The organism is Sphingobium sp. 22B, from assembly GCF_001580035.1.
Taxonomy (GTDB): Bacteria; Pseudomonadota; Alphaproteobacteria; order Sphingomonadales; family Sphingomonadaceae; genus Sphingobium; species Sphingobium fuliginis.
The window spans coordinates 1-26,804 of record NZ_LTAB01000042.1 but is presented as its reverse complement, the minus strand read 5'-3'; the positions used below and the strand labels follow the sequence as shown (position 1 = coordinate 26,804).

Below are 26,804 nucleotides of genomic sequence, written 5' to 3'. Positions count from 1 at the left end.
GGCGCGACATCAGCGTGAATTTTCAACGGCTAAGCTGGAAGCTCGCTGCGCTCGCACCCACCCCTAACCCCTCCCGCCTGCGGGAGGGGAAGGTCTTGAATTGGCCAATTTCCCGCATTCCGGACCCGTCCATCCCTCCTTGGGCGGTTGCGTCCTCCCGCAGCGGGGCTAAGGCGTTCGCATGCCGCCCCCACCCCCATCCAATCGCCCGCATCGTCCGTTCACCGCCATTGGCCTGCGCCTGGTCGCGGTGATCTGCCTTTCGATCATGTTCGTGACGGTCAGGCTGGCCGACGCGCGCGGCGTCCATGTGGTGGAATCGCTGTTCTACCGCCAGGCCCTGGCGCTGCCGGTGGTATTCGCCTGGATCGCCATGACAAGCGGCATGGGATCGATCCGCACGCGACGCATCGGCGTCCATGCCACCCGCATGATCATCGGCCTGACGGGCATGGTGCTCAACTTCCTGTCCTATATCCTGCTGCTGCCGGCGGAAGCGGTGACCATCGGCTTCACCATGCCGATCTTCGGCACGATCCTGTCCGCCCTCATCCTGCGCGAAGCGACCGGCATCCACCGGTGGAGCGCGGTGCTCATCGGCTTTCTCGGCGTGATCGTGATGGTCCGGCCGGATGCCGGGCACTTCCCCGCGATCGGCGTTGCGGTCGCGCTCGCCGCGGCTTTCGTCACCGCCTGCGTCAGCCTGGTCCTGCGCGAACTGGGCCGCACGGAAAGCGCCGGGGTGATCGTCTTCTGGTTCACCCTCCTCTCCCTGCCGCCGCTGGGCGTGGCGATGCTGTTCCACGGGCAGGCCCATGACGCCATGACATGGGGCCTGCTGCTGCTGATCGGCGTGACCGGCGGCATCGCGCAGATCTGCATGACCGCGGCGCTGCGCTGGGCCCCCGTTTCCGTGGTGCTGCCGATGGACTACAGTTCCATCGTCTGGACGACGCTGCTCGGCTGGGCGATCTGGGGCAACTGGCCGATCGCGACGACGTGGATCGGCGCGGCGCTGATCGTGGGGAGCGGCCTGTACATCGCCTGGCGCGAACATGTCCACGCCAGACGCACGCCTTCAGCCTAGCAGTTCCGCGTCCAGGCTGATCTCCGCATTCAAGAGCTTGGACACGGGGCAATTGGCCTTCGCCTTGGCGGCCAGTTCCTGGAACCGCGCATCGTCCGCGCCGGGGATGGTCGCCTTCAGGCTCAGCTTGCTCGCCGTGATGGCAAAGCCGCCTTCCTGCTGTTCCAGCGTCACGACGGCGTTGGTCTCCATCTTCTCGGCCGTCAATCCCGCTTCGCCCAATATCAGCGACAGCGCCATGGTGAAGCAGGAGGCGTGGGCCGCCGCGACCAACTCCTCGGGATTGGTGCCCGGCACCCCTTCGAAGCGCATCGCAAAGCCATAGGGATGCGCATCCAGCGCGCCGCTCTGGGTCGAAATCGCGCCCTTGCCGTCCTTCAGGCCGCCACTCCATACCGCCGATCCGCTGCGATTGATCTTCATGACCGTCCTCCTGTTCGCATATCATCTCGTCTGCCCCGGGGAACCCGTCCGGTCCCCCTTGGTTCGGTCAGCATAACGCGATTTCTTCGCAGGAGAGTGACGATGTCTGACATGGCGAGGGAAAATCATGGCGACCTGATCGCATCCGACCGGATCGAAGGCACCACTGTCTACAACCGCCAGGGGGAGCGGCTGGGCCACATTTCCAACTTCATGGTCGACAAGCGCAGCGGGCAGGTCCGCTATGCCGTGCTGTCCTTCGGCGGCTTCCTGGGCATCGGCAACGATCATTATCCGCTGCCCTGGTCGATGCTGAGCTACGACACGGACAAGGGCGGCTATGTGGTGGACCTGGCCAAGGACATATTGGACCAGGCGCCCCGCCATCTGCCGAACGAACGACCCGATTATGACGACGCTTACGGCCGCAGCGTCTTTCACTATTATGGGCTGATCTACCCCTGGTAAGGGGCGTTTCGGCGGTTTCAGGCGGCGCAAAGGTGGTAGTCCCCGACCCTTTCCACTATATGAACCTCAGATGAATCGGGTTGCCCAAATTCCGACACATTTTGCCGCTTGACCATTGTCTACCGGATAAATAGAATTATCTCTCCCTCGACAATAGGACGAGGATTTGACCATGGAGCGATTCGGACATTCGGGAGACGCGCGCCAGCCGGTCGTGCTGACCATACCGGGTCTCAACAATAGCGGGCCGGGTCATTGGCAGACGCTGTGGGAAAAGACGCGCGGTGATTGCGAGCGGGTCGACCTGGGAAGCTGGGCCAGCCCCAGCCGCAATAGCTGGGTCACGCGGCTGGACGCCGCGATCCGGGCGGCGGAGGGGCCGATCATCCTGGCCGCGCACAGCCTGGGTTGCCTTGCGGTCGCCTGGTGGGGCGCCTTGCAGAGCCAGGCCTATGGCTGGCCCGTGACCGGCGCGCTGCTGGTGGCGCCGCCCGACTGCGACCGGATGGAAACGCCCGAGACGATCGGCGGCTTCGGCCCCACGCCCCGCGCGCAACTGCCCTTTCCCTCGATCGTCGTGGCGAGCCGCAACGATCCCTATATCTTCTTCGAACGCGCCCACAGCATCGGCAAGAATTGGGGCAGCAGCTTTGTCGATGCGGGCTTTTGCGGCCATATCAACGCGGATTCGGGCCTGGGCGAATGGCGCTTCGGCCAGGCTTTGCTCGAAAAACTGATCGACAATGCGCATGAGCAGGCTTCTGCAATGCGCCAGTTACGGCCCGCCATCCCGCTGGCGCATCAGGAGCGGCGATTGGCGGCGCTGCGGGTCAACGGCTAGTCTATAGTTTTTGTTATCGCATCGTTTTACGGAAAAACCGGACCCATTTTCCGAACGATGCTTTTGGGGCGCGACAAGAGAAACTTGAGCGCCCCTTATATTTGCTTTTTTGTCTATCAATACAGTTGAGATAAAGAGCGGCTAAGAGGTGTTTATGAGTGAAAACCGATCGATTGAATTCGCCCGCAACGGCCGCAGTGACGGGCAGCGCCACGACATTGCGGTCAGCATCGAAAAGGTGCGCAGCGTGCTGGAGGCGCTTCGTTTCGGATCTGTCACGCTGACCGTGCATGACGCACGCGTCGTGCAGATCGACGTGACGGAAAAGACGCGCCTCACCGCCTGAAACAAGAGCGGGGGGAGCAAGAAGATTCAGGGTTGCTGAACAAGGCCCGCAAAGGGCCGGATAACAGGTGGCAAGGGGTGGGCCACATTTTCCATTCCCAGACCAACGGCTTTGAGCGGATCACCGCAGGGGCCGCGATCAACATTCACCGGACATCCGGAAGGGGAATATACAATGATTGCGCGTTTTCTGTTGCTCGCCGGCGTGGCGAGCGCATCCTTTATTGCGTCCGCTGCATCCGCGCAGGACGCGGCTCAACCCGTTGCGGACAGCGCCGAACAAGCCACTGCCCGCGGGGAAGTGATCATCGTCACCGCCCGCCGCCGTGCGGAAACCGCGCAGGAGGTGCCGCTGGCGATCTCCGTGATCCGCGGCGACAGCATAGAGGCGACCGGCAATTTCAACGTCGTGAAGCTCCAGCAACTGGCGCCGACGCTTCAGGTCTACACCACCAACCCGCGCAACACCTCGGTCAACATCCGCGGCCTCGGCGTGCCGTTCGGCCTGACCAGCGACGGCTTCGAGCAGGGCGTCGGCATCTATGTCGATGACGTCTATAACAGCCGCGTCGCCGCCGCGACCTTCGACTTTTTGGACGTCGCCCAGGTCGAAGTGCTGCGCGGTCCGCAGGGCACGCTCTACGGCAAGAACACCACGGCCGGCGCGATCAACATCACGACCAACCAGCCGACCTTCGATTTCGAGGGCCGCGCCGAACTGACCGTCGGCAATCTCAATTACAAGCAGGCGAAGGCAGCCATTTCCGGGCCGCTGTCCGACACGATCGCCGCCCGCATCGCCGTCGCCGCGACCAGCCGCCGGGGGACGATCTACAACGTCACCAGCGACCGCTGGATCAACGAGCAGGACAATCTGGGCATTCGCGGGCAACTGCTGTTCAAGCCGACCGACAATTTCAGCCTGACCCTGTCGGGCGATTACAGCAAGCAGGACCCGGAATGCTGCGGCACCGTGTTCGTGCGGGTGGGCAGGACGCAGCGTGTGCTCACGCGGCAATATGATGCACTGGCCGCCGCCCAAGGCTATGTCGTGCCCAGCCGCAATCCCTATGATCGTCTGACCGATCTGGACAGCACCCTGAACGCGGGCAACAAGATCGGCGGCGTATCGGCGCGGATCAAATGGGACGTCGGTCCCGGCACGCTGACATCGGTCACTGCCTGGCGCTTCTGGGACTGGAAGCCGGAGAATGACCGCGACTTCACCGGCCTGTCGGTCGTTTCGAAATCGCAGAACCCCTCTCAGCAGGACCAGTACAGCCAGGAATTCCGCTATAATTACGAAAGCCAGAAGATCGACTTCGTGGTCGGCCTGTTCGGCTTCAAGCAGCGGATCGACACCCAGGGCACGGAGCAGCAGGGCGCCAACGCCACCAAGTGGAGCCTTGCGCCATCGACCGATCCCAACAATGTCTATAACCGCAACGTGCTGAACGGCCTGACCGCCACCAACACGCAATGGCTCAAGAGCACCAGCGCGGCGCTGTTCGGCCAGCTGAGCTGGAAAGTGACCGACACCCTCACCATCCAGCCAGGCGCGCGCATCAACTATGACAAGAAGTCGGGCTTCTACGAACGTATCGTGACGGATGGCGCGGGCGTCGTCGTGGACTGCACAGCGCTGCCCTTGTCGTCGGTTCGCTCGGCACAGTGCGGCGTCTATCAGGGACAGCGCACCAATCCGTCCGACAGCGCATGGAACTTCACCTACGACTTCAACGTCAATTACAAGGTCGCTCCCGACATCCTCGCTTATGCGACCTATGCGAAGAGCTTCAAGACGCTGGGCATCAACCAGAACGGCCTGCCGCTCAACAGCAGCACCAACCTGCCCGACTACAGCGTGGGCACGGTGAAGCCTGAATCGGTCAATCATTTCGAGATCGGCCTGAAGACCCAGTTCTGGGATCGCCGCGCCACCTTCAACCTCACCGCGTTCCGCACGGACATCAAGAATTTCCAAGCGACGGTGAACGGCGGACAGTTCGGCACGGTGCGCGGCTATCTCGCCAATGCGGACAAGGTCCGGTCGCAGGGCATAGAGGCGGACTTCAAGGTCGTCGTCAGCGACCGTTTCACGGCCTATGCGAACGGCGCCTATACCGACGCCAAGTACAAGAAGTTCGCCAACGCCCCCTGCCCGCCCGAACTGTCCGGCGGCACGTCGCAGCCGGCCAATCAACCCGCCGACTATTCCAATGCGGGTGTTCCCAACACCCTCAGCCCGCGCGCATGCGACATTTCCGGCGAGCGTCTCCCCGGCGTGTCGAAATGGGCCTTCTCCTACGGCGCGGAATATAACATTCCGGTCACGCTGCTGGACAAGGACGGCCAGCTCTATCTGGGCGTCGACGGCAATTACCGGTCGCACTGGAATTCCAACGCCTCGCCGTCCATCTATACGGAGGTGAAGGGCTATGCCCTGACCAACTTCCGCGCTGGCTTCCGGGGTGAAGGGTTCGACATCTTCGGCTGGGTCCGCAACGCCTTCGACGTGAACTATATCGAAAATCTCCAGGTCGCGCCGGGCAATACCGGCCTGATCGCCGGTCAGCCCGGCGACCCGCAGACCTGGGGCGGTACGATCAAATTCTCGTTCTGACGATGCCCAAGGCCTCTCGATAGGGGCTGGCATCCAACGATGTTCACCCCCTGCGGGGAGCGACACGGCCCTGTCGCTCCCCGCATTTTTCAATGCCGCCCTGAACGGATTGGATACGGCCCCGATTTGCGCCCCGCGCCCCGCTGCGGTAGAGCGCATCCCATGTCCACGACCTTCACGCTCGACACATCGACCAGCCGCGCCAACCCCACCCCCGCGCCGATGAAGCGCCTGACGGTGCCCGCCATCCAGCGGCGCAAGTTCGAGGGGAAGACGGAACAGCCGCTGGTGATGCTGACCGCCTATACCGCGCGGCAGGCGCAACTGCTCGATCCGCATTGCGACATGCTGCTGGTCGGCGATTCGCTGGGCCAGGTGATCTACGGCCTCCCCTCCACCCTGCCGGTCACGCTCGACATGATGATCGCCCATGGCGCCGCCGTGGTGCGCGGCAGCTATCACAGCGTCGTCCTCGTCGACATGCCCTTCGGCAGTTACGAAGCCTCTCCCCAACAGGCCTTCGCCAGCGCCAGCCGCGTCATGGCCGAAACCGGCTGCGCGGGCGTGAAGCTGGAGGGCGGCGTCGCCATGGCCGAAACCATCAGCTTCCTCAGCCAGCGCGGCATTCCGGTGATGGCCCATATCGGCCTGACGCCGCAGGCGGTGAACGCGCTGGGCGGCTATGGCGCGCGCGGCAAGAGCCAGGAGGAACATGCCAAGATCATCTCCGACGCCCGCGCCGTCGCGCAGGCGGGCGCCTTCGCCATGGTGCTGGAGGGGGTGATGGAGGACATCGCCGTCACCGTCACCGACAGCGTCGACGTGCCGGTGATCGGCATCGGCGCGTCGGCCCATTGCGACGGGCAGGTGCTGGTGGCGGAGGACATGCTGGGCATGTTCGAACGGGTGCCCCGTTTCGTGAAGCGTTATGAAAATATCGCGGAAACCATCGGCAATGCCGCCGCCCGCTATGCGCAAGATGTCCGGAACCGGCACTTTCCGACCGAAGATCAGGTCTATCGGCCCAAAAAGTGATTTGCGTGAGCCAAGAGCCCCGCTAATGATCGCGCCTTCCGCGTGCCGTAACTGACGAATTTCTGGAGACCCAAGTGGCCCTGACGCCGCAAAACAGCGAAGCCTTCATGCGTGAGGTCGACGAAGCCGTCCGGCAGGACCAGTTGCTGACCTTCTGGCAGCGCTTCGGCCGCTGGATCGTCGCGGCGGTGGTCATCGGCCTCGCGGCCTTCGCCGGCTGGCTCTATTGGCAGCATTATACGAAGACGCAGTCGCAGGCCGTGTCGGAGGAAATGGACAAGGTGATCGCCACGGCGGTCGGCGGCGGCACCCCCGATGCGAAGGAACTGGACAAGCTGACCCAGGCGAGCCAGCCCGGCTTCCGCGCCTCCGCCCTGCTGGTGAAGGCCGGCGCCGCCGCGCGCAAGGGCGACAGCAAGGCCGCCATCGCCGCCTATAAGGCGATGGCGGATGACGGTTCGCTCGACCGGCCCTATCGCGACCTGGCGCTGATCCGCCAGACCACGCTGGAATATGAAAGCCTCGCTCCGCAGCAGGTGGTCGACCGGCTGAAACCCCTGGCCGTCGAGGGCGCGCCCTGGTTCGGCAGCGCCGGGGAACTGGTCGCCATCGCCTATATGAAGATGCGCAAGCCCGATCTTGCCGGGCCGCTGTTCGCCGCCATGGCGAAGGACAGGAACGTGCCCCAGTCGATCCGTTCACGCGCGCGACAGATGGCAGGCTTATTGGGTGTGGATGCAGTCGAAACGCCGGTCGCGGCGGGACAGGAATGATTGGGCGCATGGGAATGCACAGCATGACGAAATTTTCGGGCGCCGGCCGCGCCCTGACCGTGGCCATGATGATCGCCCTGCTGGCGGGTTGCGGCATCGTGGGCGGCAAGAAGGGCGGCCCCAAGACCCCGGTGGTCGGCAAGCGCACCTCGATCCTCAGCAATGAACAGGGGGTGGAGGTCGACCCGACGCTGGCCGACGTGCCCGTGACCCTGCCCGAACCCTATGTCAACGACCAATGGTCGCAGCCGGGCGGCAGCCCCGCCAAGACGATGGGCAATCTGGCGCTGGGCGCGTCCCCCTCTCAGGCGTGGACCGCCTCCATTTCGGGCAGCACGCCGCAGGCCCGCCTCGCCTCCGCTCCGGTGGTGGTCGGCGGCAAGCTTTATGTCATCGACGCCGATGCGCGGGTCATCGCCTTCGACGCCAACAGCGGTGCGAAGCTGTGGCAGACGCCCCTGCCCGCCGAAGGCAGCGGCCGGGCCCTGTTCGGCGGCGGCGTGAGCGTGATCGACGGCAAGCTCTATGCCAGCACCGGCGTGGGCGATGTCGCCGCGATGGATGCGAACACCGGCGCGATCCTGTGGAAGAAGCGCCCCGGCGGCCCGCTGCGCGGCGCGCCGACGCTCGCCAATGGCCATGTCTATGTGATGGGGCAGGACAATCAGATCTTCGCCCTCAACCAGAGCGACGGCGAGGTGCAGTGGACCGACAGCGGCACGCTGCAAGTAACCGGCATTTTCGGCGTGGCCGCCCCCGCCGCCGCGCAGGGCACGGTGATCGCGGGCTACAGTTCGGGCGAGCTGACCGCCTATCGCTATGAAAATGGCCGGACGCTGTGGGGCGACGCGCTCTCGCGCACCAGCATCTCGACGGCCGTCGCCACGCTCACCGACATCGACGCCGATCCGGTGATCGACCGCGGCCGGGTGTTCGCGATCGGCCAGGGCGGCCGCATGGCGAGCTATGAACTGGTGAGCGGCCAGCGTCTGTGGGAAATCAACATCGCCGGGATTTCCACCCCTTCGGTCGTGGGCGAATGGGTGTTCGCCGTCACCAGCGACGCCAAGCTGCTCTGCGTCGCCCGCGCCACGGGCAAGATCCGCTGGATCAGCCAGCTCCGCCGCTGGCAGAAGGAAAAGAAGAAGGACAAGGCGATCCGCTGGACCGGGCCGGTGCTGGCGGGCGGGAGGCTGGTGCTGGTGTCGACCCATGGCGACCTCAACTATGTCGATCCGACGACCGGCAAGATCCAGGCGGAAATCGATCTCGACCGGTCGATGTCGCTGTCGCCGATCGTCGCGAACAACACGCTTTATATCCTGGCCGATGACGGAAAGCTGACGGCATTCCGCTGACGCCACCGGCGATTTCAGGTAAACGTGCTCCTGCGAAGGCAGGAGCCCAGTCCAAGCGGTGGAACTGGGCTCCTGCCTTCGCAGGAGCACCCATTTTTTAAAGGATACGGGCCTCTCATGCTGCCCACCGTTGCCATTGTCGGACGCCCCAATGTGGGCAAGTCCACCCTTTTCAACCGGCTCGTCGGCAAGAAGCTGGCGCTGGTCGACGACCAGCCCGGCGTGACCCGCGACCGGCGGGAGGGGCAGGCGAACCTGCTGGGCGTCGATTTCACCATCATCGACACCGCCGGTTATGAGGATGAAGACCCGCAGACCCTGCCCGGTCGCATGCGCATGCAGACGCAGGCGGCGGTCGAGAACGCCGATGTCGCGCTGTTCGTCGTGGACGCTCGCGCTGGCATCACCCCGCTGGACGAGGAAATCGCCCGCTGGCTGCGCGAAGGCGACGCCCCCGTCGTGCTGATGGCCAACAAGGCCGAGGGCAGGGCCGGCGACGATGGCGTGATGGAGGCGTTCAGCCTGGGCCTGGGCGACCCCGTCCCCTTCTCCGCCGAACATGGCCAGGGGCTGGCCGACCTGTTCCAGGCGCTGCTCCCCTATATCGACCGTGAGGAGGAGGAAGAGGAGGCTGAACCCGAAGAGGCCGATCTCGAATCCGCGCCGCTGAAGCTCGCCATCGTCGGCCGCCCCAATGCCGGCAAGTCGACCCTCATCAACCGGCTGCTGGGCGAAAACCGCCTGCTGACCGGGCCGGAAGCCGGCATCACCCGCGACTCCATCGCCGTCGACTGGAGCTGGACCAGCCCCGACGGCGAAGAACGCCCCGTGCGCCTGATCGACACGGCAGGCATGCGCAAGCGCGCGAAGGTGCAGGACAAGCTGGAAAAGCTCGCCGTTTCGGACGGCCTGAACGCTGTGAACTTTGCCGAAGTCGTCGTGCTGCTGCTCGATTCCACCCGCGGGCTGGAGGCGCAGGACCTGCGCATCGCGGACAAGGTGATCGAGGAAGGCCGCGCCCTCGTCGTCGCGCTCAACAAATGGGACACGGTGGAGCATGGCTCGGCGCTCTATCAGGGCATCAAGCAGGCGCTGTCCGACGGTCTCGCGCAGATACGCGGCGTGCCGATCATGACCGTCTCCGCCGCCACCGGCAAGGGTCTGGACGACCTGATCCGCGTCGCCTTCGAAACCCGCACCGCCTGGTCGCAGCGCGTGTCGACCGGCATCCTCAACCGCTGGTTCGAACGCGCGCTGGAGGCCAATCCGCCCCCCGCCCCCGGCGGCAAGCGGATCAAGCTGCGCTACATCACCCAGAACAAGACCCGCCCGCCGACCTTCGTGCTGTTCGGCACGCGGCTGGACGAGTTGCCCGAAAGCTATCGCCGCTATCTGGTGAACGGCATCCGCAAGGAACTGGGCTTCGGCGCGGTGCCAGTGCGGTTGACGCTGCGCAGCGCCAAAAACCCCTATGCCAGCAAGTGAAGCGGTTCATATCGACGCCAGGGGGATGAAATGCCCCTGGCCTGCGCTGCGCGTGGCGCGGGCGATGCGGTCCGCCGATGCGGTGACGATCGAGGCGGACGATCCGATTGCGCCAGTGGAACTGGAGGCCTTGGCCCGGCAGCAGGGTTGGACCTTCATTGCCGAGAGGCCGCATCTCTTTGCTCTCGCTCGATCGCTCTAACGATCCTCCTCCCACCGTCATGCTGAACCAAGTTCAGCATGACGGTGGGGTGATATAGCGCCTTCTCCCCTCGCGCCGCAACTTAACCCCCTATTTACGCTCCTCTTCTATATTCCCCCGGCAGAACAGGGAGTGTCAGGGTGTCATATCAAGAGGCCGAACTGGTCAACTGGACCGATTTTGCCAAGTCCCGATCGGAGTTGGGGACCGCTTTCCTGCGGATTCTGGGCTATTTCCGCGAGGACGGCGCAAAGGCGATCAGCGCGATCGAGGAAGCCTTCCGCGCCCGCAACGCCGCTGCGCTGGTCACCCCGGCCCACACGCTGAAGGGCGAGTCGGCCCAGTTCGGCGCCTATCGGCTGAGCGGCATGGCCGAGAAGATCGAGATGGTCGCCCGCCGCTGCGTCGAAAGCCGCGAAGGCCCGGACGAACTGATCGAGGATGTCGTCGCGCTGCGCCCCTGCTTCACAGAGACGATGGCCCTGCTCGACCGCGAGGCCAATCCGCTGGTCGCTCGCCGACCGCAGGGCTTCGGCAGACGCGTCGACAGTCCGGTCCAGGGATTCGGCCGCGCCGCCAGTTAAATGCGCGCCAGGGATTTGTGGGCATAAAGCGCGCCGCGCTCCCGCGCGGGCAGGAGCACGCAAATCTCTCCGAAGACGTCCGCTTCTCATCCCTCCGAATTAGTATTGAAATAAAACCGGTCATCCCCCCATATGCGGGTCATGACCCGTTTCTCCGTTCTGGACCTTGTCCCCGTCAACGAAGGCAGTAGCGCCAGTGAGGCGCTTGGCCGCGCCGCCGCCTTTGCCGCCCATGCCGAAAGCCTTGGCTTCCACCGCTATTGGGTGGCGGAACATCATGGCATGCCGGGGATCGCCTCGGCGGCGACCGCCGTGGTCCTGGCGCATATCGGGCAGGCCACCAGCCGCATCCGCATCGGCGCGGGCGGCATCATGTTGCCCAATCATGCGCCGCTGCTGATCGCGGAGCAGTTCGGCACGCTCGCGGCGCTCTTTCCCGGCCGCGTCGACCTGGGTCTCGGCCGCGCTCCCGGCTCCGACCAGCGCGTGGCGCAGGCGATGCGGCGGACGCTGACGGGCGGCCCGGACGAATTCCCTCGCGACGTGATGGAGTTGCAGGCCTATTTCGCGGGCGACAGCCGCCTCGGCTTCCAGGCGACCCCCGGCGCGGGCGAGGATGTGCCGCTCTGGATTCTCGGCTCCAGCCTCTATGGCGCGCAACTGGCCGCCGCACTGGGCCTTCCCTATGCCTTCGCCTCCCATTTCGCGCCGGGCGCGCTGGATGAGGCCATCGCCATCTACCGCCGTGATTTCCGTCCCTCGGCGCAACTCGCATATCCCTATGTGATGGCGGGCTACAATGTCTTCGCCGCCGACACGGTGGAGGAGGCGCGGCTCATCGCCACCTCCATGCAGCAGGCCTTCGTGCGGCTGCGCACCGGGCAGCCGGGCAAGCTGCAACCGCCCGTGCCCGGCTATTATGAAAGCCTGCCGCCGCAGGCGCAGGCGATGCTGGCCGATGTGCTGAGCGCGTCGAGCATCGGCACCCAGGCCGATGTCGAGCGCGACCTGGCCGCCTTCATCCGCCGCACGCAGGTGGACGAGATCATCATCGGCGGCCAGATCCACGATTTCGACGCGCGCAAGCGCAGTCTGGAAATCGCCATGGCGGCAGGCCAGGCGGTGGCCGGCCGAATGGCGTCAGACAGCCATCAGGCGGCCCCCGCTCAATAGCTTCGCAAGCCCCGGCGCGGCGCGGCTGAGCAGCGATCCCAGCAGCACCACGGCGACCAGCACCAGCAGCGGCTGCACCAGCAGATAGGCGGGATAGAAGGGTGAGCCCAGCTTGCCGAACACGACCCCCAGCACCGGGCCGCCCAGCCAGATCAGGATGAGGTGGGAGCAGAAGAGGAAGAAGGCGAAAGGCTCGATCCGCAACAACATGCCCCGCGCCGCGCTGGCCGCCAACGACCAGGCCAGCCGCCAGAAGAACAACGCCGCCGCGACCCGCACCGCCATGTCCAGCACCGCCGTGCCGACGCCCGGCGGCAAGGCGCCCGGATGCAGGGAAATATAGAGCTGCGCGGTCATCAGCAGCGCAAAGGGCGGCGCCGCGACCATCCAGGGCAGCGCCGCCACGCGATCGGCCAGCCCCTCGCGCCGGGCGACGATGCCCATGATGAAGAAGAACAGAATCGACGCGCGCATCAGCACCGGCGGCCCCCAGCCCATGATCTGGCACAGAGCCGCCATCGCGGCGACCGCCCCCAGCGCCCAGCCCGGCAGGCGGACAAACAGGGGCGCGGCAAGCATGCACAGGAACAGGTCGCGCAGGAACGGCATCTGCACGTTGATGTCCGGATTGCGGCTGACGATGAATAGCTCCTCGAACATCCAGCCGGTGGACGAGGGCACGGGCGCGGACAGGCCCAGCATCCAGGCCGCACCCGAAACGAACAGGATCGCCAGCGCATTCCACAGGATCATCGGCAACAGGATCGTCCGCGCCTTCCGCCCGACATGGCGCAACCAGTCGTGGGTCCGCGACGACCCCTCGACCAGCCAGCCGGAAATCAGGCCCAGCAACGGCACGGCGCTGCGCCCGAAAACCTCCATCAGGCCCCAGCGCAAACTGTCCTGCGGCGTGCCCCTCAGGCTTTCCAGATCATGGCCGTTCAGGCCCGTCCAGGCATGGACATAGACCACGCCCAGAATGCAGATCACCCGCGCGATGGAGATCGCGTCGGAGCGCCGCGCCGCATCCGTCGTCAGCACCCGCGACACAGGGTTTTCCCGATTTTCGGCCAATGTTTCAACAGCCAAGCCTGACACGCATTTCCTCTGACCATCGCGGCGCCGGGCATGGCCGCACCATTAACATGGGTGAGCGATAAGCAGATTCTTTACCAGTCGCCGGTTAAATCGATCCGACGTGCCGGAATCCCGTCCGGTCGAAGGAAAACAGGTTCATGACCCAGATGCACGGTGCAGACCATTTCGCCGGCGCGCAGCCGCATGTCTTTCAGGCTCCGGTCGATGCCATGGGAATGGTTTTCCAGATTTCCGGGTCCAGTTCGCAATTGATCATCGACGCCTCGCGCATCGCCGCGCTGTCGCACGATCCCGATCCTTCGCTTGCCATGGCGGGGCAGGTCGGCAGCCAGGTGAAGATGCGCGTCGGCCAGGTCTGGCTGATCGCCAGCGTCCGCGCCATGACCATGGACCGGCAGGACAGCAACAGCATCATCGTCGACATCGACTTTCTGGGCGAAGGCGATGAGGAAAAGCTGACGGGCCGCATCTACCGCTTCCGCCGGGGCGTGACCCGTTACCCGACGCCGGGGACGGAGGTCTATCCGGTATCGAGCGCGGACATGCAGCAGATCTATTCGGCCGACGACCGCCCCCATGTGCAGATCGGCACCGTCTATCCCACGTCCGACACCCGCGCCGCGCTCTATGTCGATTCGATGCTGGGCAAGCATTTCGCGCTGCTGGGTTCGACCGGCACCGGCAAGTCGACCAGCGCCGCTCTCATCCTGCACCGCATCTGCGACCTGTCGCCGCAGGGGCATATCGTGATGATCGATCCCCATGGCGAATATGGCGCCGCCTTCCAGCAGAATGGCGCCGTCTATGACGTCAACAACCTCGCCCTCCCCTATTGGCTGATGAATTTCGAGGAGCATTGCGAGGTGTTCGTCACCTCCGAAGGGTCGGAGCGGACGGTGGACTGCGACATCCTCGCCAAATGCCTGCTGGCCGCGCGGTCCAAGAACCGGCTGGCGGAGAGCATCGGCCGGCTGACCGTCGATTCGCCCGTCCCCTATCTGCTGTCCGACCTCACCAACATCCTTCAGAACGAGATGGGGAAGCTGGACAAGGGCACCGGATCGCTGCCCTATATGCGGCTCAAGACCAAGATCGACGAGATCAAGAGCGATCCGCGCTACAGCTTCATGTTCTCCGGCATGCTGGTCGCGGATTCGATGCAGGAATTCCTCGCCAAGATTTTCCGCCTGCCCTCCGGCGGCAAGCCGATCTCGATCATCGACGTGTCGTCCATGCCGTCCGACATCACGTCCGTCGTGGTGTCGGTGCTGTCGCGGCTGGTGTTCGACTATGCCCTCTGGGCGCGGGATGAGCCGCAGCGCCCGATCCTGCTCGTCTGCGAGGAAGCGCATCGCTACATCCCCAGCAGCACGACCGGCGGCGGTCAGGCCGTCCGCCGCATCCTGGAGCGGATCGCCAAGGAAGGCCGCAAATATGGCGTTTCGCTGGGCCTCATCACCCAACGCCCGTCCGATCTGGCCGAAGGCGTGCTGTCGCAATGCGGCACGATCATCTCGATGCGCCTCAACAACGACCGCGACCAGGCCTTCGTGAAGGCCGCCATGCCCGAAGGCGCGCGCGGCTTCCTCGATTCCATTCCCGCCCTGCGCAACCGGGAGGCGATCATCTGCGGCGAAGGCGTCGCCGTGCCGATCCGCGTCGCGCTCGACAATCTGGAGGAGGAGCGGCGTCCCGCCTCAGGCGATCCGAGCTTCACGGAACTCTGGCGCCAGTCCGGCGGCGAAGCGGACATCCTCGACCGCACCATCACGCGCTGGCGCAGCCAGGGCCGGTAAGCGATTATCCCGCCGGGACGATCCGTCCGGCGGGCTCGCTCTCCGCATTGATGCTTTCGCGGCACTCCTCCTCGTCCACGGGGACGAGCAGCTTCGCCTTGCGCCAGCCGCCCTGCAGGTAAACCAGCCCCGCCAGCAGGAAGGACGACGCCGAACCCACGGGAAAGCTCAGCCACAGCGCGTCCGCCCCCAGATGCGGATAGCCCAGATGGTAGAAGCCCAGCCGCACCGCGAAGAGGGTGAAGATCAGGATCAGCAGCGGCCGCACCACCACGCCATTGGCCCGCATCACGCCGAACAGGATCATCGTGCCGCCGAACAGCACGAAGCTCCAGCTCGCCAGAAGCTGCATGTGCCAGGCGGCGGCGATGGCGGCCTCGTTCCGCCCCAGGAACAAGGCCAGCAGCGGCGCGTGGAACAGCAGGATCACCGCCACCATCGTGCCGGTGATCAGCAGCAGATAACCCATGCCATAGCCGGTGATCCGGCTGATCCGGTCCCATCGCCCGGCGCCGATATTCTGCGCCGCCATGGCGCTGACCGCCGCGCCCATCGCCATGGCCGGCATCTGGAGATAGGTCCAGATCTGCTGCGCCGCGCCATAGGCCGCGGTGACCAGAAAACCCTCCCGGTTGACGAGGCCGATCATCACCAGCCCGGACGCGGACATGACGATCATCTGCAATCCCATCGGCAGCCCCTTGCCGAACAGGACGCGCATCTGGTCCGGCGCGGGGCGGAGATAAGCCAGTTCCCGCCCGCGCAGGCGCAACGGCAGATCCTTCGCATAGGTGTAGAGGACAAGGCCGATCAGGCTGACCACGCCCGCCGCCGCCGTTGCCGCGGCCGACCCGCCTATGCCCATGGCCGGGATCGGCCCCAGTCCCAGGATCAGCACCGGGTTGAGCACCAGGTCGACGCCCACGCTCACGAACATGAAGATCAGCGGCGTTCGCGCATCCCCCGTGCCGCGCAGGCCCATCATCATCATGACGCTCAGCAGGGAGGCGGGCATGGCAACGAAGATCACCCGCAAATAGACGAGCGCCAGGTCGAACGCCTCCGCCGGGGTCGCCAGCAGCCGCAGCAAAGCGGGCGCGCCGATCCATCCGGCGGTCGCGACGACCAGGCCCAGCAGGGTGCAGAAGCCGACGGCAGAACCGAAGGCGCGGCGCGCCGCGTCCAGATCGCCCCGTCCCACCGCCTGCGCGATCATCACCGTCGACGCCATGCCGAAGCCGAAGACGATGGAGAACATCAGGAACATGGTGATGTTGGCGTTGGCGGTCGCCGCCAGCGCCTGCGCGCCCAGGAAACGGCCGACCCAGATGGCGTTGATCGATCCATTCAGCGACTGGAGGATGTTGGACGCCAATGTCGGAACGGCGAACAGCAGCAGCGCCGATGCGATCGGTCCCTGCGTCAGGTCCCTGGCCCGATGTTCCCCTGCAACCATGATCCCTCCTGCCCCCTTGCGGATGGGGACCGTAGGGACGCCGTATCCTTTCGGCGCGCCCCTGCCGGTCCTTTTGCCGGCGCACCCTGCCCGATGCGCCGGCCGTTCAGGCGAGCCGTTCCAGCGCCGCCTTCAATCTTTCCGCCTCGGCCGCCTTTTCGCCATGGTCCTCCCGCGCCTTGGCGACGGCCTCGGGCTTGGCCTTCTCGACGAAGCTGGGATTGGAAAGACGCGCGGACAGCGAATCCCGTTCCTTCTCCGCCGCCGCCAGCGCCTTGGCGAGCCGCGCCTTTTCGGCGGCGATGTCGATCACGCCCTCCAGCGGCAGGATGAATGTCGCCTCGTCCACCACGATCTGCGCCGCGCCGCCCGTGACGCTGTCGCCGAAGGACAGGCTTTCCACCCGGCCCAGGCGCGCCAATGCGGCCCCCTGGCGGTCGATGCGGCGGCGGGTTTCCTCCGACGCATCATGCACGACGACGCCCAGCTTCGCGCCCGGCGGCACGTTGAGTTCGGTGCGCGCCGTCCGCATCGCGCCGATCAGGCGGATCAGCCAGTCGATCTCCGCCTGCGCCTCGCCGTCGACGGCATAGAGCGCCTGCGGCCAGCGCGCGACGATCAGTTCGCCTTCCCGCGTTCCGGTCAGATTCCATAACTCTTCGGTAATGAAGGGCATGAAGGGATGCAGCATCACCAATATCTGGTCGAACGCCCAGCCGGCCACCGCCCTCGTTTCTTCATCCATGGAGCCTTTGGTCAGCTCGATATACCAGTCGCAAAACTGGTCCCATATGAAGTGGTAGATAGCGTTGGCCGCAGCATCGAAGCGCAGTTCGGCCATGGCGGTGTCGATCGCCTGCACGGTCGCCACCGTTTCCGCGACGATCCAGCGATTGACCGGCGCCTCCGCATGGGGCGCCTCATGGCTGGTCGAGGCCGTGACGCCGTTCGATTGCAGGAAACGGGCCGCGTTCCACAGCTTGGTCGCGAAGTTGCGATAGCCCTCGACGCGCTTCTCATCCATCTTCACGTCGCGGCCCTGGCTTTCCATCGCCGCCATGAAGAAGCGCAGCGCATCCGCGCCGAACCGGTCGATCAGACCCAGCGGATCGACCACATTGCCCTTGGACTTGGACATTTTCTGCCCGTCCGCGGCGCGCACCAGTCCGTGGAGGTAGAGCTTGCGCCACGGCACCTTCTCTCGCGGATCGCTCCGCTCCGGACCCATGAACTCCATCCCCATCATCGCCATGCGCGCATCCCAGAAGAACAGGATGTCGAAGCCGGAGATCAGCAGGTCGTTGGGATAGTGGCGCTTGAGCGTCTCCGTCTCTTCCGGCCATCCCAGCGTGCCGAAGGGCCAAAGCGCGGAGGAGAACCAGGTGTCCAGCACATCGGGGTCGCGGGTCAGCCTTTTATTGCCGGCAAGAGCCTGCGCTTCCTCTTCGCTTTCCGCGACATAGGGATTGCCGTCCTCGTCATACCAGGCGGGAATCCGATGCCCCCACCAGAGCTGGCGCGACACGCACCAGGGCTGGATATTCTCCATCCAGTTGAAGAAGGTCTTTTCCCAGGTCTTCGGCACGATCTCGATCCGCCCGTCGCGCACCGCCTGCATCGGCGCGACGGCGAGCTTCTGCGCATCGACATACCATTGGTCGGTCAGCCAGGGCTCGATCACGACGCCGGACCGGTCGCCAAAGGGCGTCTGGATGGTGCGTGGCTCGGCGTCGGTGACGACCTCCTCACCCTCCTTGTTCCTGGTGACATGCGGAACCAGCAGGCCAAGCGCCTTCATCTCCGCCACCACCAGTTCCCGCGCCCCGTCCACGCCGTCGTTGCGGAAGCGGTGCAGGCCCAGGAACCGTTCCGGGATCAGCCCGTCGGCGGTCTGGACGACATTGGCGTCGGCATCGAACATGTTGAGCATTTCGGCCGGCCTGAAACCCGCCCGCTTGCCCACTTCGAAATCGTTGAAATCATGTCCGGGCGTGATCTTGACCGCACCCGATCCCAGTTCCGGATCGGCATGCTCGTCAGCGACGACCTTGAAGCGGCGGCCAGTGATCGGCTGGAGGATGTCCTTGCCGATCACATCCCGGTAGCGCGGGTCTTCGGGATGAACGGCGACCGCCATGTCGGCCAGCATCGTTTCCGGCCGCGTGGTCGCCACGACGATATGGTCCGCGCCATTGGCAAGGCGAACGCCATCGGCCAGCGGATAGCGGAAATGCCAGAAGCCGCCCTTCACCTCCTGCGTCTCGACCTCCAGATCGGAAATGGCCGAGCGGAAGCGCGGGTCCCAGTTCACCAGCCTCTTGTCGCGATAGAGCAGCCCACGGCGGTGCAGTTCCACGAACACCTTGATGACGGCCTTGGAAAAGCCCTCATCCATGGTGAAGCGCTCATTCGCCCAATCCATGGAGCATCCCAGGCGGCGAAGCTGGCGCGTGATCGCGCCGCCGCTCTCCGCCTTCCACTCCCACACCTTCTCGATGAACTGCTCGCGCGTGTAGTTGGTGCGCTTGTCCTGCCGCGCCTCCATCTGCCGCTCGACCACCATCTGCGTCGCGATGCCGGCATGGTCGGTGCCCACCACCCACAGCGCATCCTTGCCGCGCAACCGTTCGTAGCGGATCGCGATGTCCTGCAACGTGTTGTCGAGCGCATGGCCGATATGCAGGCTGCCCGTCACGTTCGGCGGCGGGTTGACGATGGTGAAGGGCTCTGCGTCGGGCCGTTCCGGGCGGAAAAGCCCCTTCTCCTCCCAATGGGCGTACCAGCGGGATTCGATTTCGGCGGGGTCGAAGGTCTTGGGCAGTTCGGTCATAGGCTGGCCTTTACGCAAGGCGGCGGCGGCGTCAACTTTCCGCCGCCTCGGGGGAGACCTTATTTCTTCGTCCACCGGTCCAGCCAGCCCAGCGCCTCATCATACCATTGCAGCGAGTTGCGCGGCTTCAGCACCCAGTGATTCTCGTCCGGAAACACCAGCAGCTTCGACGGCACGCCGCGCCGCTGCAACGCGGTGAAGGCCGCCAGTCCCTGCGTATAGGGAATGCGGAAGTCCTTCTCCCCCGTCACCACCAGCATCGGCGTCTTCCACCGGGTCACATGGTTGACGGGGTTCCATTTCTCGAACTCCTGCGGATTTTCATAATAGGGTCCGCCATGTTCCCATTCGTCGAACCACAGCTCCTCCGTTTCATAGGCCATGGCGCGGGCGTCGAACACGCCGTCATGCTGGACCAGGCATTTGAACCCGTCGGGCCAGTTGCCCGCGATCCAGTTCATCATATAGCCGCCATAGCTGGCGCCGAGCGCGCAGCCATTGCCGGCATCGACCTGCGCATCCTTGGCCGCGGCGGCGGCCAGACCCAGCTTCAGGTCCTCCAGCGGCTTCCCGCCCCAATCCCTGTTGATGCTGTCGGTAAAGGCCTGCCCATAGCCGGTCGAGCCGTGGAAATCGACGATCACCGCCGCATAGCCATGGGCGGCGAACGCCTTGGGATTCCAGCGATAGGACCAGCTATCGTTGAAACTGCCCTGCGGCCCGCCATGGACCAGCAGAGCCACCGGCAGCTTGCCCGCCCCCTCTTTCGGCTTCACGATCTGGCCCCAGACGGTGTCGCCATCGGCGCCCCTGAAGCTGAAGCGCTGCACCGACACGTCGTCGATCCCGGCCAGCTTGTCCGCATTCACGCTGGTCAGCCGCACGGCCCTGCCCTTGCCGCCGGGCATCTTCCAGAAATCGGCGGGCGCCTGGATGCTGTCGAGCGAATAGACGAAGCCGCCTTTGGGGAAGGGCAGGACGCTGCCCACATGCCCGGTCGGGGTCAGCCGCGCGACCCTGCCCGACGCAGCGTCCACCCGGAACACCGGATGATCCAGCACATCGTCCGCCGTGACCAGAAGGCCCTTCCCGTCCGCCGCCCAGGCGATGGACGCGACCGACCGGTCCCACGCCTCGGTCAGCGCCCTCGTCTCCCCGGTCGCGATGTTGCGCAGCATCAGCACCTGCCGGTCGCTCTCATAACCGGGCCGCTTCATCGCTGCATAGGCCAGCCATTTCCCGTCCGGAGAGACGGCGGGCATGCTGTCCATCGCATCATTGCCGTCGGTCAGGTTGACCGGCGCCGCGCTGCCGTCGGCGGGAACCGCGAAAATGTCGAGATTGGTCGAAAGGGATTCGATCCGCCCGGCCTCACGCAGCGCGAAGAACAGGGTCTTGCCGTCCGCGCTCCACGCAATCTCCTCGGCGCCGCCAAAGGGCTTGGACGGGCTGTCCCCGACCAGCGCCCCCATGACCGACACCGCCTTGCCGCCGCCAAGCGGCATCACGAATATCCGGGAACGCTGGCCGTCCGCCCACATGTCCCAATGGCGTACGAACAGTTGGTCATAGACCCGGCCTGTGCCCGCGCCGGGCGGGGGGGCCGCCTTCACATCGTCCAATGTCTTCGCGCCTACGGGCCGGTCCGCCCACAGCGCGACCCGATCGCCCGCCGGACTCAGCAGGAAACCGGAAATCCCGCCGGGCGCCTGCGTCACCTGCTCGCTTTTGCCGCCGGTCAGGGCAACCCGCCAAAGCTGGTCGTCGCCGCTCTGGTTGGAGAGATAATAGAGCGATTTCCCATCCGCCGAAAAGGCAGGCGCGCTTTCATTCTTATCCGCGACGGAGGCGATCATGCGGGGCGCCGCGCCCGCCTGGCTCAGGTCCAGCAGGTACAGGTCGGTCCGCCCCCTGTTCCCCGCAAGATCGGTCACGCGCAACTGATAGGCCAGCCATTGCCCGTCCGGCGAAACCGCCGGCGCCGACACGCGGCGGAGGCCGACCATGTCGCTGGGCGTGAATGGCCGGGCAGAGGCCGGCGCGACGGCCAACGCCGATTGGGCCAGGGCCAGAGCGCCAAGTCCCGCCTGCAGAAGATATTTCATGGATGAACACCCTTGGATCGGATCGCGCCGCTCTCGTGCGGGCGGCGTCGACAGCTATGGACAAGGGTGTAGGCAGCGTCCCGCCATGGCGCAAGGATCAACCACCGGAGCGTAACAAAAGAACAAAGATCGCCGAATCATGATGCGTAAGGCACGCACCGCGCCCAGGACGGGCAACCGTTCGCCGCAAATAGGCGAATCAGCGCACGCTGCGGGCTCAACGGCCGGTGATGCGGGCGATTTCCTTGGCCACCATATCCTCGACCATCTGCGGCAGCCGCGCGTCCAGCCATTCCTTCAGCATCGGCTTCAGCATCGAACGCACCAGCCCGTCCAGCGTATTGTCCTCGCCTTCCCTGGGCGTTACCAGCATGGAGGACAAGGCGGACAGCGAATGCCGGGCCGCCACTTCGCTCTCGACGGACAGGATGGACGCATCCTCCTGCTCGGCAACGGGCCGGGGGGTGCGGGACGTTCGGTGGGCGGGCATGGGTTCCTCCACAGCAACCTCGTCGGTCAGTTCCAGCACTTCGTCGCTGGCAGGGTCGGACATCGCCTCCGCGACCGGCACGGGCCTGACCTTCTGCGCGGCCTCGCCGCGCACGCGGCGCGGCAGGGTCTGCACCGCTTCCTCGCCCTCTTCAGCGATGATCCGCTTGATGGACGACAGGATGTCCTCCATCGAGGGTTCCTTGCTCATGTCGCCCATGGTCAACCCCTGTTCCAGTCCCCGTTAACGCCATAGCACCAAAGGAACGCCTTCGGGGTTAAAATTGCGTTAAGGCTGCGCCAAACCGGGGTCCACATTGGCGTTTTGCGCCGGGGAGTCAACGGTCCGCGTCGATTGGACCTTCGGCGCCGGGTCGAAATCCCAATCGAACCACTTGCCCTTCACCCGCTCATAATTGACCATCGGATCATAGAGGGCGCCGGTTTCAAGGTTCAGGTCGTCGGCCTCCGCATGGCCCATGGCCGCCAGCAGGCTGAAGCCGGCGACATAGGCATTGCGCCGCGCCGTCACCAGTTGAACCTTGGCGTTCACCGCCTCCTGCTCGGCATTCAAGATGTCCAGGATGGTGCGGCTGCCCACGGAATTCTCCGCCCTCACCCCTTCCAGCGACAGGTTCGCCGCGTCCACCGCCTTCTGGTTCGACTGGATGCTCTCCAGCGAGGCCTGCCAGCTCGCATAGGCGGATCGCGTCTGCGCGATGACGCCGCGCTCGACCTCGATCTCCTGTTCCATGGCCTGCGATTTGAGCGCCTGCCGCTGCCGCACCTGCGCGGCCGGACGCCCGCCCTGGTAGAGCGGAACGCTGATCTGCACGCCCGCGGACGCCTGCTTGTTGATCTGCGATCCGTTGGCGCTGTTCACGGCGTTGAGCGAGTCGAGATAATTGGTGTAGCCCGCCTGGGTGAAGGCGGAGAGCGTGGGCGACACCGCCGCCTTCGCCGCCCTCACATCATAGGCCGTCGCTTCCCGGCTCTTGGCCGCGGCCAGGATGTCCGGATTGTCCTTCAGCGCGACCTGCACCGCGGCGTCGGGCGTCGCGGGCAGTCCGGGCAGTTCGGGCGGCGGCTGAAGATCGCCCGGCGCTTCACCCACCAGCGCGATGTAATTTTCCCGGCTGGCGATCAGATTCGCTTCCGCCGTCTGGAGATTGGAGCGGGCGAGCGCCAGCCGCGACTCGGACTGCGCGACATCCGTCCGGGTCACGTCACCCACTTCGAAGCGGTCGCTGGTCGCCTGGAGATTGACCTCCAGCGCCTTCACATTGGCCTGGTTGAGCGCGACCACCGCACTGTCGCGGATCACGTCCATATAGGCGGCCACCACCTGCGAGAAGACGCTCGCCTCGGTCCCGCGCAGATCGGCCTGGCCCGCGGCAACGCGGGTCTTCGCCGCCTTCACGCCGTTGCGCACGGCGCCGCCGGAATAGACCGGCACGGTCAATTGCGCGTTCGCATCCACCGTCCGCTGCGGCGAGGTGAAGCTGATCGTCGGCTTGAGAATGCTCTCCGTATAGGTGCCGGTCGCTCCCAAAGAGGGCCGACCCGCCGCCTTCTGCAGCGGCACATTCTCGTCGGTCGCCCGCTGCCCGGCACGCGCGCCCGTCAACGTCGGGTTGGACCGGTAGGCCTTGGCCAACGCCCCCTGCAACGTCTCCGCATGGGCCGCGCCCGCCAGCGTGGAGGACATCGACAGCAACAGGATGAGGGCGGCGCGCCCCGGAAGCTGAACTTTTGCCGTCATGTCCCCCCCAACAGGCCCTTTCAGAACACAAATCTTTCCGGCGCCGCGAAGCCCGGAAGCACAACCATTTCGATGTCGGCGAGGCGGGAAAGACCCAGCACGCCCGACACCACCCGGCCGCTGCACAGACGGGTGACGCCGCGCTCGACGATACCCGTCACCACCCGCGCGCCATCGGCAAGCTGCTGAACGAGCGCGGCGGGCACTTCCTCCACCGCGCCGTCGACAAACAGCACGTCATAAGGCGCGCCGGCCGCGGAACCGGCATTCAGGGGGCCGCGGACAAGGGTGATGCCGTCGACCGCGATCTGCGGCCCGCCCTCTTCCTCGACGGCGGTGACCTGCGCGCCCAGCGCCGCGAGCAGCGCCGCGCTGTAACCGGTCGCCGCGCCGATCAGCAGCACCTTGTCGCCCTTGAGGATCTGCGCTTCCTTGAGCAGGCGGCCCGTCACCAGCGGCGGATTGAGCGCACGCCCGTTCGCCAGCGGGACCGGCCGGTCGACATAGGCCATCGCCCGCCGCTCGGCCGGCACGAATTCCTCGCGCGCCACATGCGCCATCGCCGCGATCACGCGCTGATCATCCACATCGCTGGTGCGAAGCTGGCTTTCGACCATGGCGGTCCGCATCGATGAAAAATTCTGCTCGGTCACGACAATTCCTCGACTGGGATAGCTTTTAGAAAAGCTGTATTAGGAAAGCAATACAGCAAAGATATAATCGGACCTCTAAATCAGCGGACAAGCCACGCCAAGCGGCTTTGCGCGCCGCGGCGCCAGAATCTTGCGCCCCAATATAACAGCGCTGCTTGACTTTGCATCAAAAGCCGCACATTTGCGGCCACCCATGCCGAGGCCCGATGGCGGAGTGGTGACGCAGCGGACTGCAAATCCGTATACGCCGGTTCGATTCCGGCTCGGGCCTCCAGACAATTTCCCGTCAGGCGATCAACCGCCATCCCACCACCACCAGCACCGCCGCCAGCAAGGGCTGAAGCACACGGTCCGACGTGCGCGTCGCCAGCAGAGACCCGATCACGATGCCCGGCAGCGATCCGGCCAGCAGGTTGACCAGCAGCACCGGGTTGACGTTGCCGATCCACAAATGGCCAAGCCCGGCCACCAGGGTCAGCGGCACGGCATGGACGATGTCGGTCGCCACCAGCCGCTGCATCCGCATGCGCAGCGGGTATAGCGCCAGCAACAGCGTCGCGCCGATCGCCCCTGCCCCGACCGACGTCAGCGTCACCATCGCGCCCAGCAACGCCCCCGCCAGCACGGTCAATGCCGGCTGCCAGCGGGTAAAGCGGTCGGCCGTGCCGACCCGGCGGGCCAGCGCCCATTGATGGAACCGCCCGCGCAGCAAGGTCGCGACCGCCGTGCCGATCAGCACCACGCCCAGAGCGCCCGTGATCACGCCGGTCTTGATCTGCCCGAGATGCATCTGCGACAGGATCGCCAGGACGATCAGCGATGCTGGAATGCTGCCGATCATCAGGCGCTTTACCACATCATAGTCCGGGCCGCCCTCCGCGCCGCCCTGATGGTGGTGCACCGCGCCCCCGACCGCCTTGGTGATCGATGCGAACCACAGGTCGGTGCCGACCGCCGTGGTGGGCGCGACGCCGAACAGCAGGATCAGGATCGGCGCCATCAGCGATCCACCCCCCACGCCGGTCATGCCAACCATCAGGCCGACAAAAAGGCCCGCGATCGCGTGCAACCAATCCATATTCCGCCCCAAACTCATTACGTCGTGAAATCGACCGACGTGTAAGGCCGAAAAACCATGCCAGCCAGCCCCCTTTTGGATTGGAAATTTATCGTCGCCAAAACAAATGCTGTTGAATGCATGAATGGCGCGATCCCCTCGACTTTCCGCGCCCGCCTCGTCTAAAGACCATTGGACAATGCGCCTTCATGGTGCATGGCGTCGCCGGCCCTTTTCGCCTCCCGGCCACCCAGCGGCATCCTGATATGAGCGGGTGGGAGGGGCAGAGAACCGGCACCGCATCGAAATTGGCTCTTTCGCGCATTTCCAAACAGGCTCTAAAGACAGGGGCATGATGAAGCTGTTCATTGGCAACAAGGCCTATTCGAGCTGGTCGCTGCGCGGCTGGCTGGCGTGCAAGCTGTCCGGCCTTCCCTTCGAGGAAGTGGTCGTGCCGCTTTATGACGAGGCATGGGAGAAGCGGCGCGAAGGCGACGAATTCGCGCCCTCTTCCGGCAAGGTGCCCATATTGTGGGACGGCGATGACATCGTCGTGTGGGACAGCCTGGCGATCGTCGAATATCTGAACGAAAAGTCGGGCGGCGACAGGTTCTGGCCGGCCGATACCGCCGCGCGGGCCATGGCCCGTTCGATGGCGGCGGAAATGCATTCAAGCTTCGCCGCGTTGCGCCGCGAGCACAGCATGAACATCCGCCAGATCTATGCCCCCGTCCCGCCGTCCGAAGCGGTGACTCAGGACATAGCGCGCATCATGCAGCTCTGGGCGCAGGCCCGCGCCCGCCATGGCGGCGAGGGGGAATTTCTGTTCGGAGACTTCAGTGCGGTCGATGTGATGTTCGCGCCGGTCGTGACGCGCTTCATCACCTATCAACTGCCCGTGCCGCGCTTTGCGGAGGCTTATATGCGCGCGGTCATCAACCATCCCTGGATGCAGGAATGGATCGGCGGCGCCCAGGCGGAAGAATGGGTGATCGACAAGTTCGAAGCGCCGCCGCAATTGGGGTGAGGCCGGTTTTGGCCAATCCAAGACATTCCCCTCCCGCAGGCGGGAGGGGTTAGGGGTGGGTGCGAGCGCAGCGAGCTTCCAGCTTAGCCGTTGAAAACTCACGCTGATGTCGCGCCAGCCCACCCCCTAGCCCC

23 protein-coding genes and 1 tRNA gene are annotated in these 26,804 nt (G+C 65.2%); 15 read left to right on the top strand and 9 right to left on the bottom strand.

Annotated features, from left to right (window positions below; all coding sequences use genetic code 11):
* The first annotated feature begins 181 nt into the window (after positions 1 to 181).
* Positions 182 to 1,087, top strand: a complete 906-nt coding sequence (locus A0J57_RS23330) for a DMT family transporter (protein ID WP_061940166.1) — start codon at positions 182 to 184, stop codon at positions 1,085 to 1,087.
* Here the strand turns inward: A0J57_RS23330 and A0J57_RS23325 are convergent.
* Positions 1,079 to 1,510, bottom strand: a complete 432-nt coding sequence (locus A0J57_RS23325) for an OsmC family protein (protein ID WP_044661757.1) — start codon at positions 1,508 to 1,510, stop codon at positions 1,079 to 1,081. The genes A0J57_RS23330 and A0J57_RS23325 overlap by 9 nt on opposite strands.
* Before the next feature lie 102 nt (positions 1,511 to 1,612).
* On the opposite strand from A0J57_RS23325, the gene A0J57_RS23320 reads away from it, so the two are divergent.
* The 11 genes from A0J57_RS23320 to A0J57_RS23270 all read left to right on the top strand — a co-directional run bounded on the left by A0J57_RS23320 (position 1,613) and on the right by A0J57_RS23270 (position 12,397).
* Positions 1,613 to 1,978 carry a PRC-barrel domain-containing protein gene (locus A0J57_RS23320; RefSeq protein WP_061940164.1) on the top strand — a complete coding sequence of 122 codons (366 nt, stop codon included), beginning with the start codon at positions 1,613 to 1,615 and terminating at the stop codon, positions 1,976 to 1,978.
* Positions 1,979 to 2,150: 172 nt separating this feature from the next.
* A complete protein-coding gene (locus A0J57_RS23315; protein ID WP_025549911.1) occupies positions 2,151 to 2,819 on the top strand; it encodes an alpha/beta hydrolase in 669 nt (222 codons plus the stop codon).
* Between the two features lie 154 nt (positions 2,820 to 2,973).
* Positions 2,974 to 3,165, top strand: a complete 192-nt coding sequence (locus A0J57_RS23310) for a YezD family protein (protein WP_025549910.1) — start codon at positions 2,974 to 2,976, stop codon at positions 3,163 to 3,165.
* 174 nt (positions 3,166 to 3,339) lie between these two features.
* Positions 3,340 to 5,787, top strand: coding sequence for a TonB-dependent receptor (locus A0J57_RS23305; RefSeq protein WP_061940162.1), 2,448 nt, complete (start codon positions 3,340 to 3,342; stop codon positions 5,785 to 5,787).
* A 162-nt stretch (positions 5,788 to 5,949) separates the two neighbouring features.
* Positions 5,950 to 6,822 (top strand): 3-methyl-2-oxobutanoate hydroxymethyltransferase, encoded by an 873-nt coding sequence (panB, locus tag A0J57_RS23300; RefSeq protein WP_061940160.1) that lies wholly within the window; start codon positions 5,950 to 5,952, stop codon positions 6,820 to 6,822.
* Positions 6,823 to 6,896: 74 nt separating this feature from the next.
* On the top strand, positions 6,897 to 7,595 hold the full coding sequence (locus A0J57_RS23295) for a tetratricopeptide repeat protein (RefSeq protein WP_044661753.1): 699 nt from the start codon (positions 6,897 to 6,899) through the stop codon (positions 7,593 to 7,595).
* A gap of 8 nt (positions 7,596 to 7,603) precedes the next feature.
* Positions 7,604 to 8,953 carry a PQQ-binding-like beta-propeller repeat protein gene (locus tag A0J57_RS23290; RefSeq protein ID WP_173664385.1) on the top strand — a complete coding sequence of 450 codons (1,350 nt, stop codon included), beginning with the start codon at positions 7,604 to 7,606 and terminating at the stop codon, positions 8,951 to 8,953.
* A 117-nt stretch (positions 8,954 to 9,070) separates the two neighbouring features.
* Entirely contained in the window at positions 9,071 to 10,438 is a 1,368-nt protein-coding gene (der, locus tag A0J57_RS23285; protein ID WP_044661752.1) for a ribosome biogenesis GTPase Der, read from the top strand.
* Positions 10,425 to 10,640: a sulfurtransferase TusA family protein gene (locus tag A0J57_RS23280; RefSeq protein ID WP_025549906.1), complete on the top strand. Its 216-nt coding sequence runs from the start codon at positions 10,425 to 10,427 to the stop codon at positions 10,638 to 10,640. The genes der and A0J57_RS23280 overlap by 14 nt, the downstream gene beginning before the upstream one ends.
* Positions 10,641 to 10,780: 140 nt before the next feature.
* Positions 10,781 to 11,224, top strand: a complete 444-nt coding sequence (locus A0J57_RS23275) for an Hpt domain-containing protein (protein ID WP_061940156.1) — start codon at positions 10,781 to 10,783, stop codon at positions 11,222 to 11,224.
* Positions 11,225 to 11,365: 141 nt separating this feature from the next.
* Complete coding sequence (locus A0J57_RS23270; protein ID WP_061940168.1) at positions 11,366 to 12,397, top strand: LLM class flavin-dependent oxidoreductase; 1,032 nt, start codon at positions 11,366 to 11,368, stop codon at positions 12,395 to 12,397.
* Here A0J57_RS23270 and A0J57_RS23265 read toward each other — a convergent pair.
* Positions 12,365 to 13,447 (bottom strand): acyltransferase, encoded by a 1,083-nt coding sequence (locus A0J57_RS23265; RefSeq protein WP_235600941.1) that lies wholly within the window; start codon positions 13,445 to 13,447, stop codon positions 12,365 to 12,367. The genes A0J57_RS23270 and A0J57_RS23265 overlap by 33 nt on opposite strands.
* 185 nt (positions 13,448 to 13,632) lie before the next feature.
* On the opposite strand from A0J57_RS23265, the gene A0J57_RS23260 reads away from it, so the two are divergent.
* The gene (locus A0J57_RS23260; protein ID WP_048577965.1) at positions 13,633 to 15,291 is read left to right on the top strand and encodes an ATP-binding protein; all 1,659 of its coding nucleotides are present in this window, start codon (positions 13,633 to 13,635) and stop codon (positions 15,289 to 15,291) included.
* 4 nt (positions 15,292 to 15,295) lie between these two features.
* Here the strand turns inward: A0J57_RS23260 and A0J57_RS23255 are convergent, their stop codons facing one another.
* From A0J57_RS23255 to A0J57_RS23230, 6 genes are all read right to left on the bottom strand, one after another.
* Positions 15,296 to 16,747, bottom strand: a complete 1,452-nt coding sequence (locus A0J57_RS23255) for an MATE family efflux transporter (RefSeq protein WP_044661749.1) — start codon at positions 16,745 to 16,747, stop codon at positions 15,296 to 15,298.
* 106 nt (positions 16,748 to 16,853) lie between these two features.
* On the bottom strand, positions 16,854 to 19,577 hold the full coding sequence (locus A0J57_RS23250; RefSeq protein WP_048577966.1) for a valine--tRNA ligase: 2,724 nt from the start codon (positions 19,575 to 19,577) through the stop codon (positions 16,854 to 16,856).
* A gap of 59 nt (positions 19,578 to 19,636) precedes the next feature.
* Complete coding sequence (locus A0J57_RS23245; protein WP_061940152.1) at positions 19,637 to 21,682, bottom strand: S9 family peptidase; 2,046 nt, start codon at positions 21,680 to 21,682, stop codon at positions 19,637 to 19,639.
* Between the two features lie 217 nt (positions 21,683 to 21,899).
* The gene (locus tag A0J57_RS23240; RefSeq protein WP_044661746.1) at positions 21,900 to 22,391 is read right to left on the bottom strand and encodes a DUF2497 domain-containing protein; all 492 of its coding nucleotides are present in this window, start codon (positions 22,389 to 22,391) and stop codon (positions 21,900 to 21,902) included.
* A gap of 69 nt (positions 22,392 to 22,460) precedes the next feature.
* On the bottom strand, positions 22,461 to 23,933 hold the full coding sequence (locus tag A0J57_RS23235) for a TolC family outer membrane protein (RefSeq protein WP_061940150.1): 1,473 nt from the start codon (positions 23,931 to 23,933) through the stop codon (positions 22,461 to 22,463).
* A 20-nt stretch (positions 23,934 to 23,953) separates the two neighbouring features.
* On the bottom strand, positions 23,954 to 24,586 hold the full coding sequence (locus tag A0J57_RS23230; RefSeq protein ID WP_044661744.1) for a protein-L-isoaspartate O-methyltransferase: 633 nt from the start codon (positions 24,584 to 24,586) through the stop codon (positions 23,954 to 23,956).
* A gap of 200 nt (positions 24,587 to 24,786) precedes the next feature.
* Between A0J57_RS23230 and A0J57_RS23225 the strand changes: the two genes are divergently transcribed.
* Positions 24,787 to 24,860: transfer RNA gene (locus tag A0J57_RS23225), tRNA-Cys, on the top strand.
* A 12-nt stretch (positions 24,861 to 24,872) separates the two neighbouring features.
* On the opposite strand, the gene A0J57_RS23220 is transcribed toward A0J57_RS23225, so the two are convergent.
* Positions 24,873 to 25,664 (bottom strand): sulfite exporter TauE/SafE family protein, encoded by a 792-nt coding sequence (locus A0J57_RS23220; RefSeq protein WP_044661728.1) that lies wholly within the window; start codon positions 25,662 to 25,664, stop codon positions 24,873 to 24,875.
* A gap of 331 nt (positions 25,665 to 25,995) precedes the next feature.
* Here A0J57_RS23220 and A0J57_RS23215 point away from each other — a divergent pair, with 331 nt between their 5' ends.
* Positions 25,996 to 26,670 carry a glutathione S-transferase family protein gene (locus tag A0J57_RS23215; protein ID WP_173664384.1) on the top strand — a complete coding sequence of 225 codons (675 nt, stop codon included), beginning with the start codon at positions 25,996 to 25,998 and terminating at the stop codon, positions 26,668 to 26,670.
* Positions 26,671 to 26,804 lie beyond the last annotated feature (134 nt).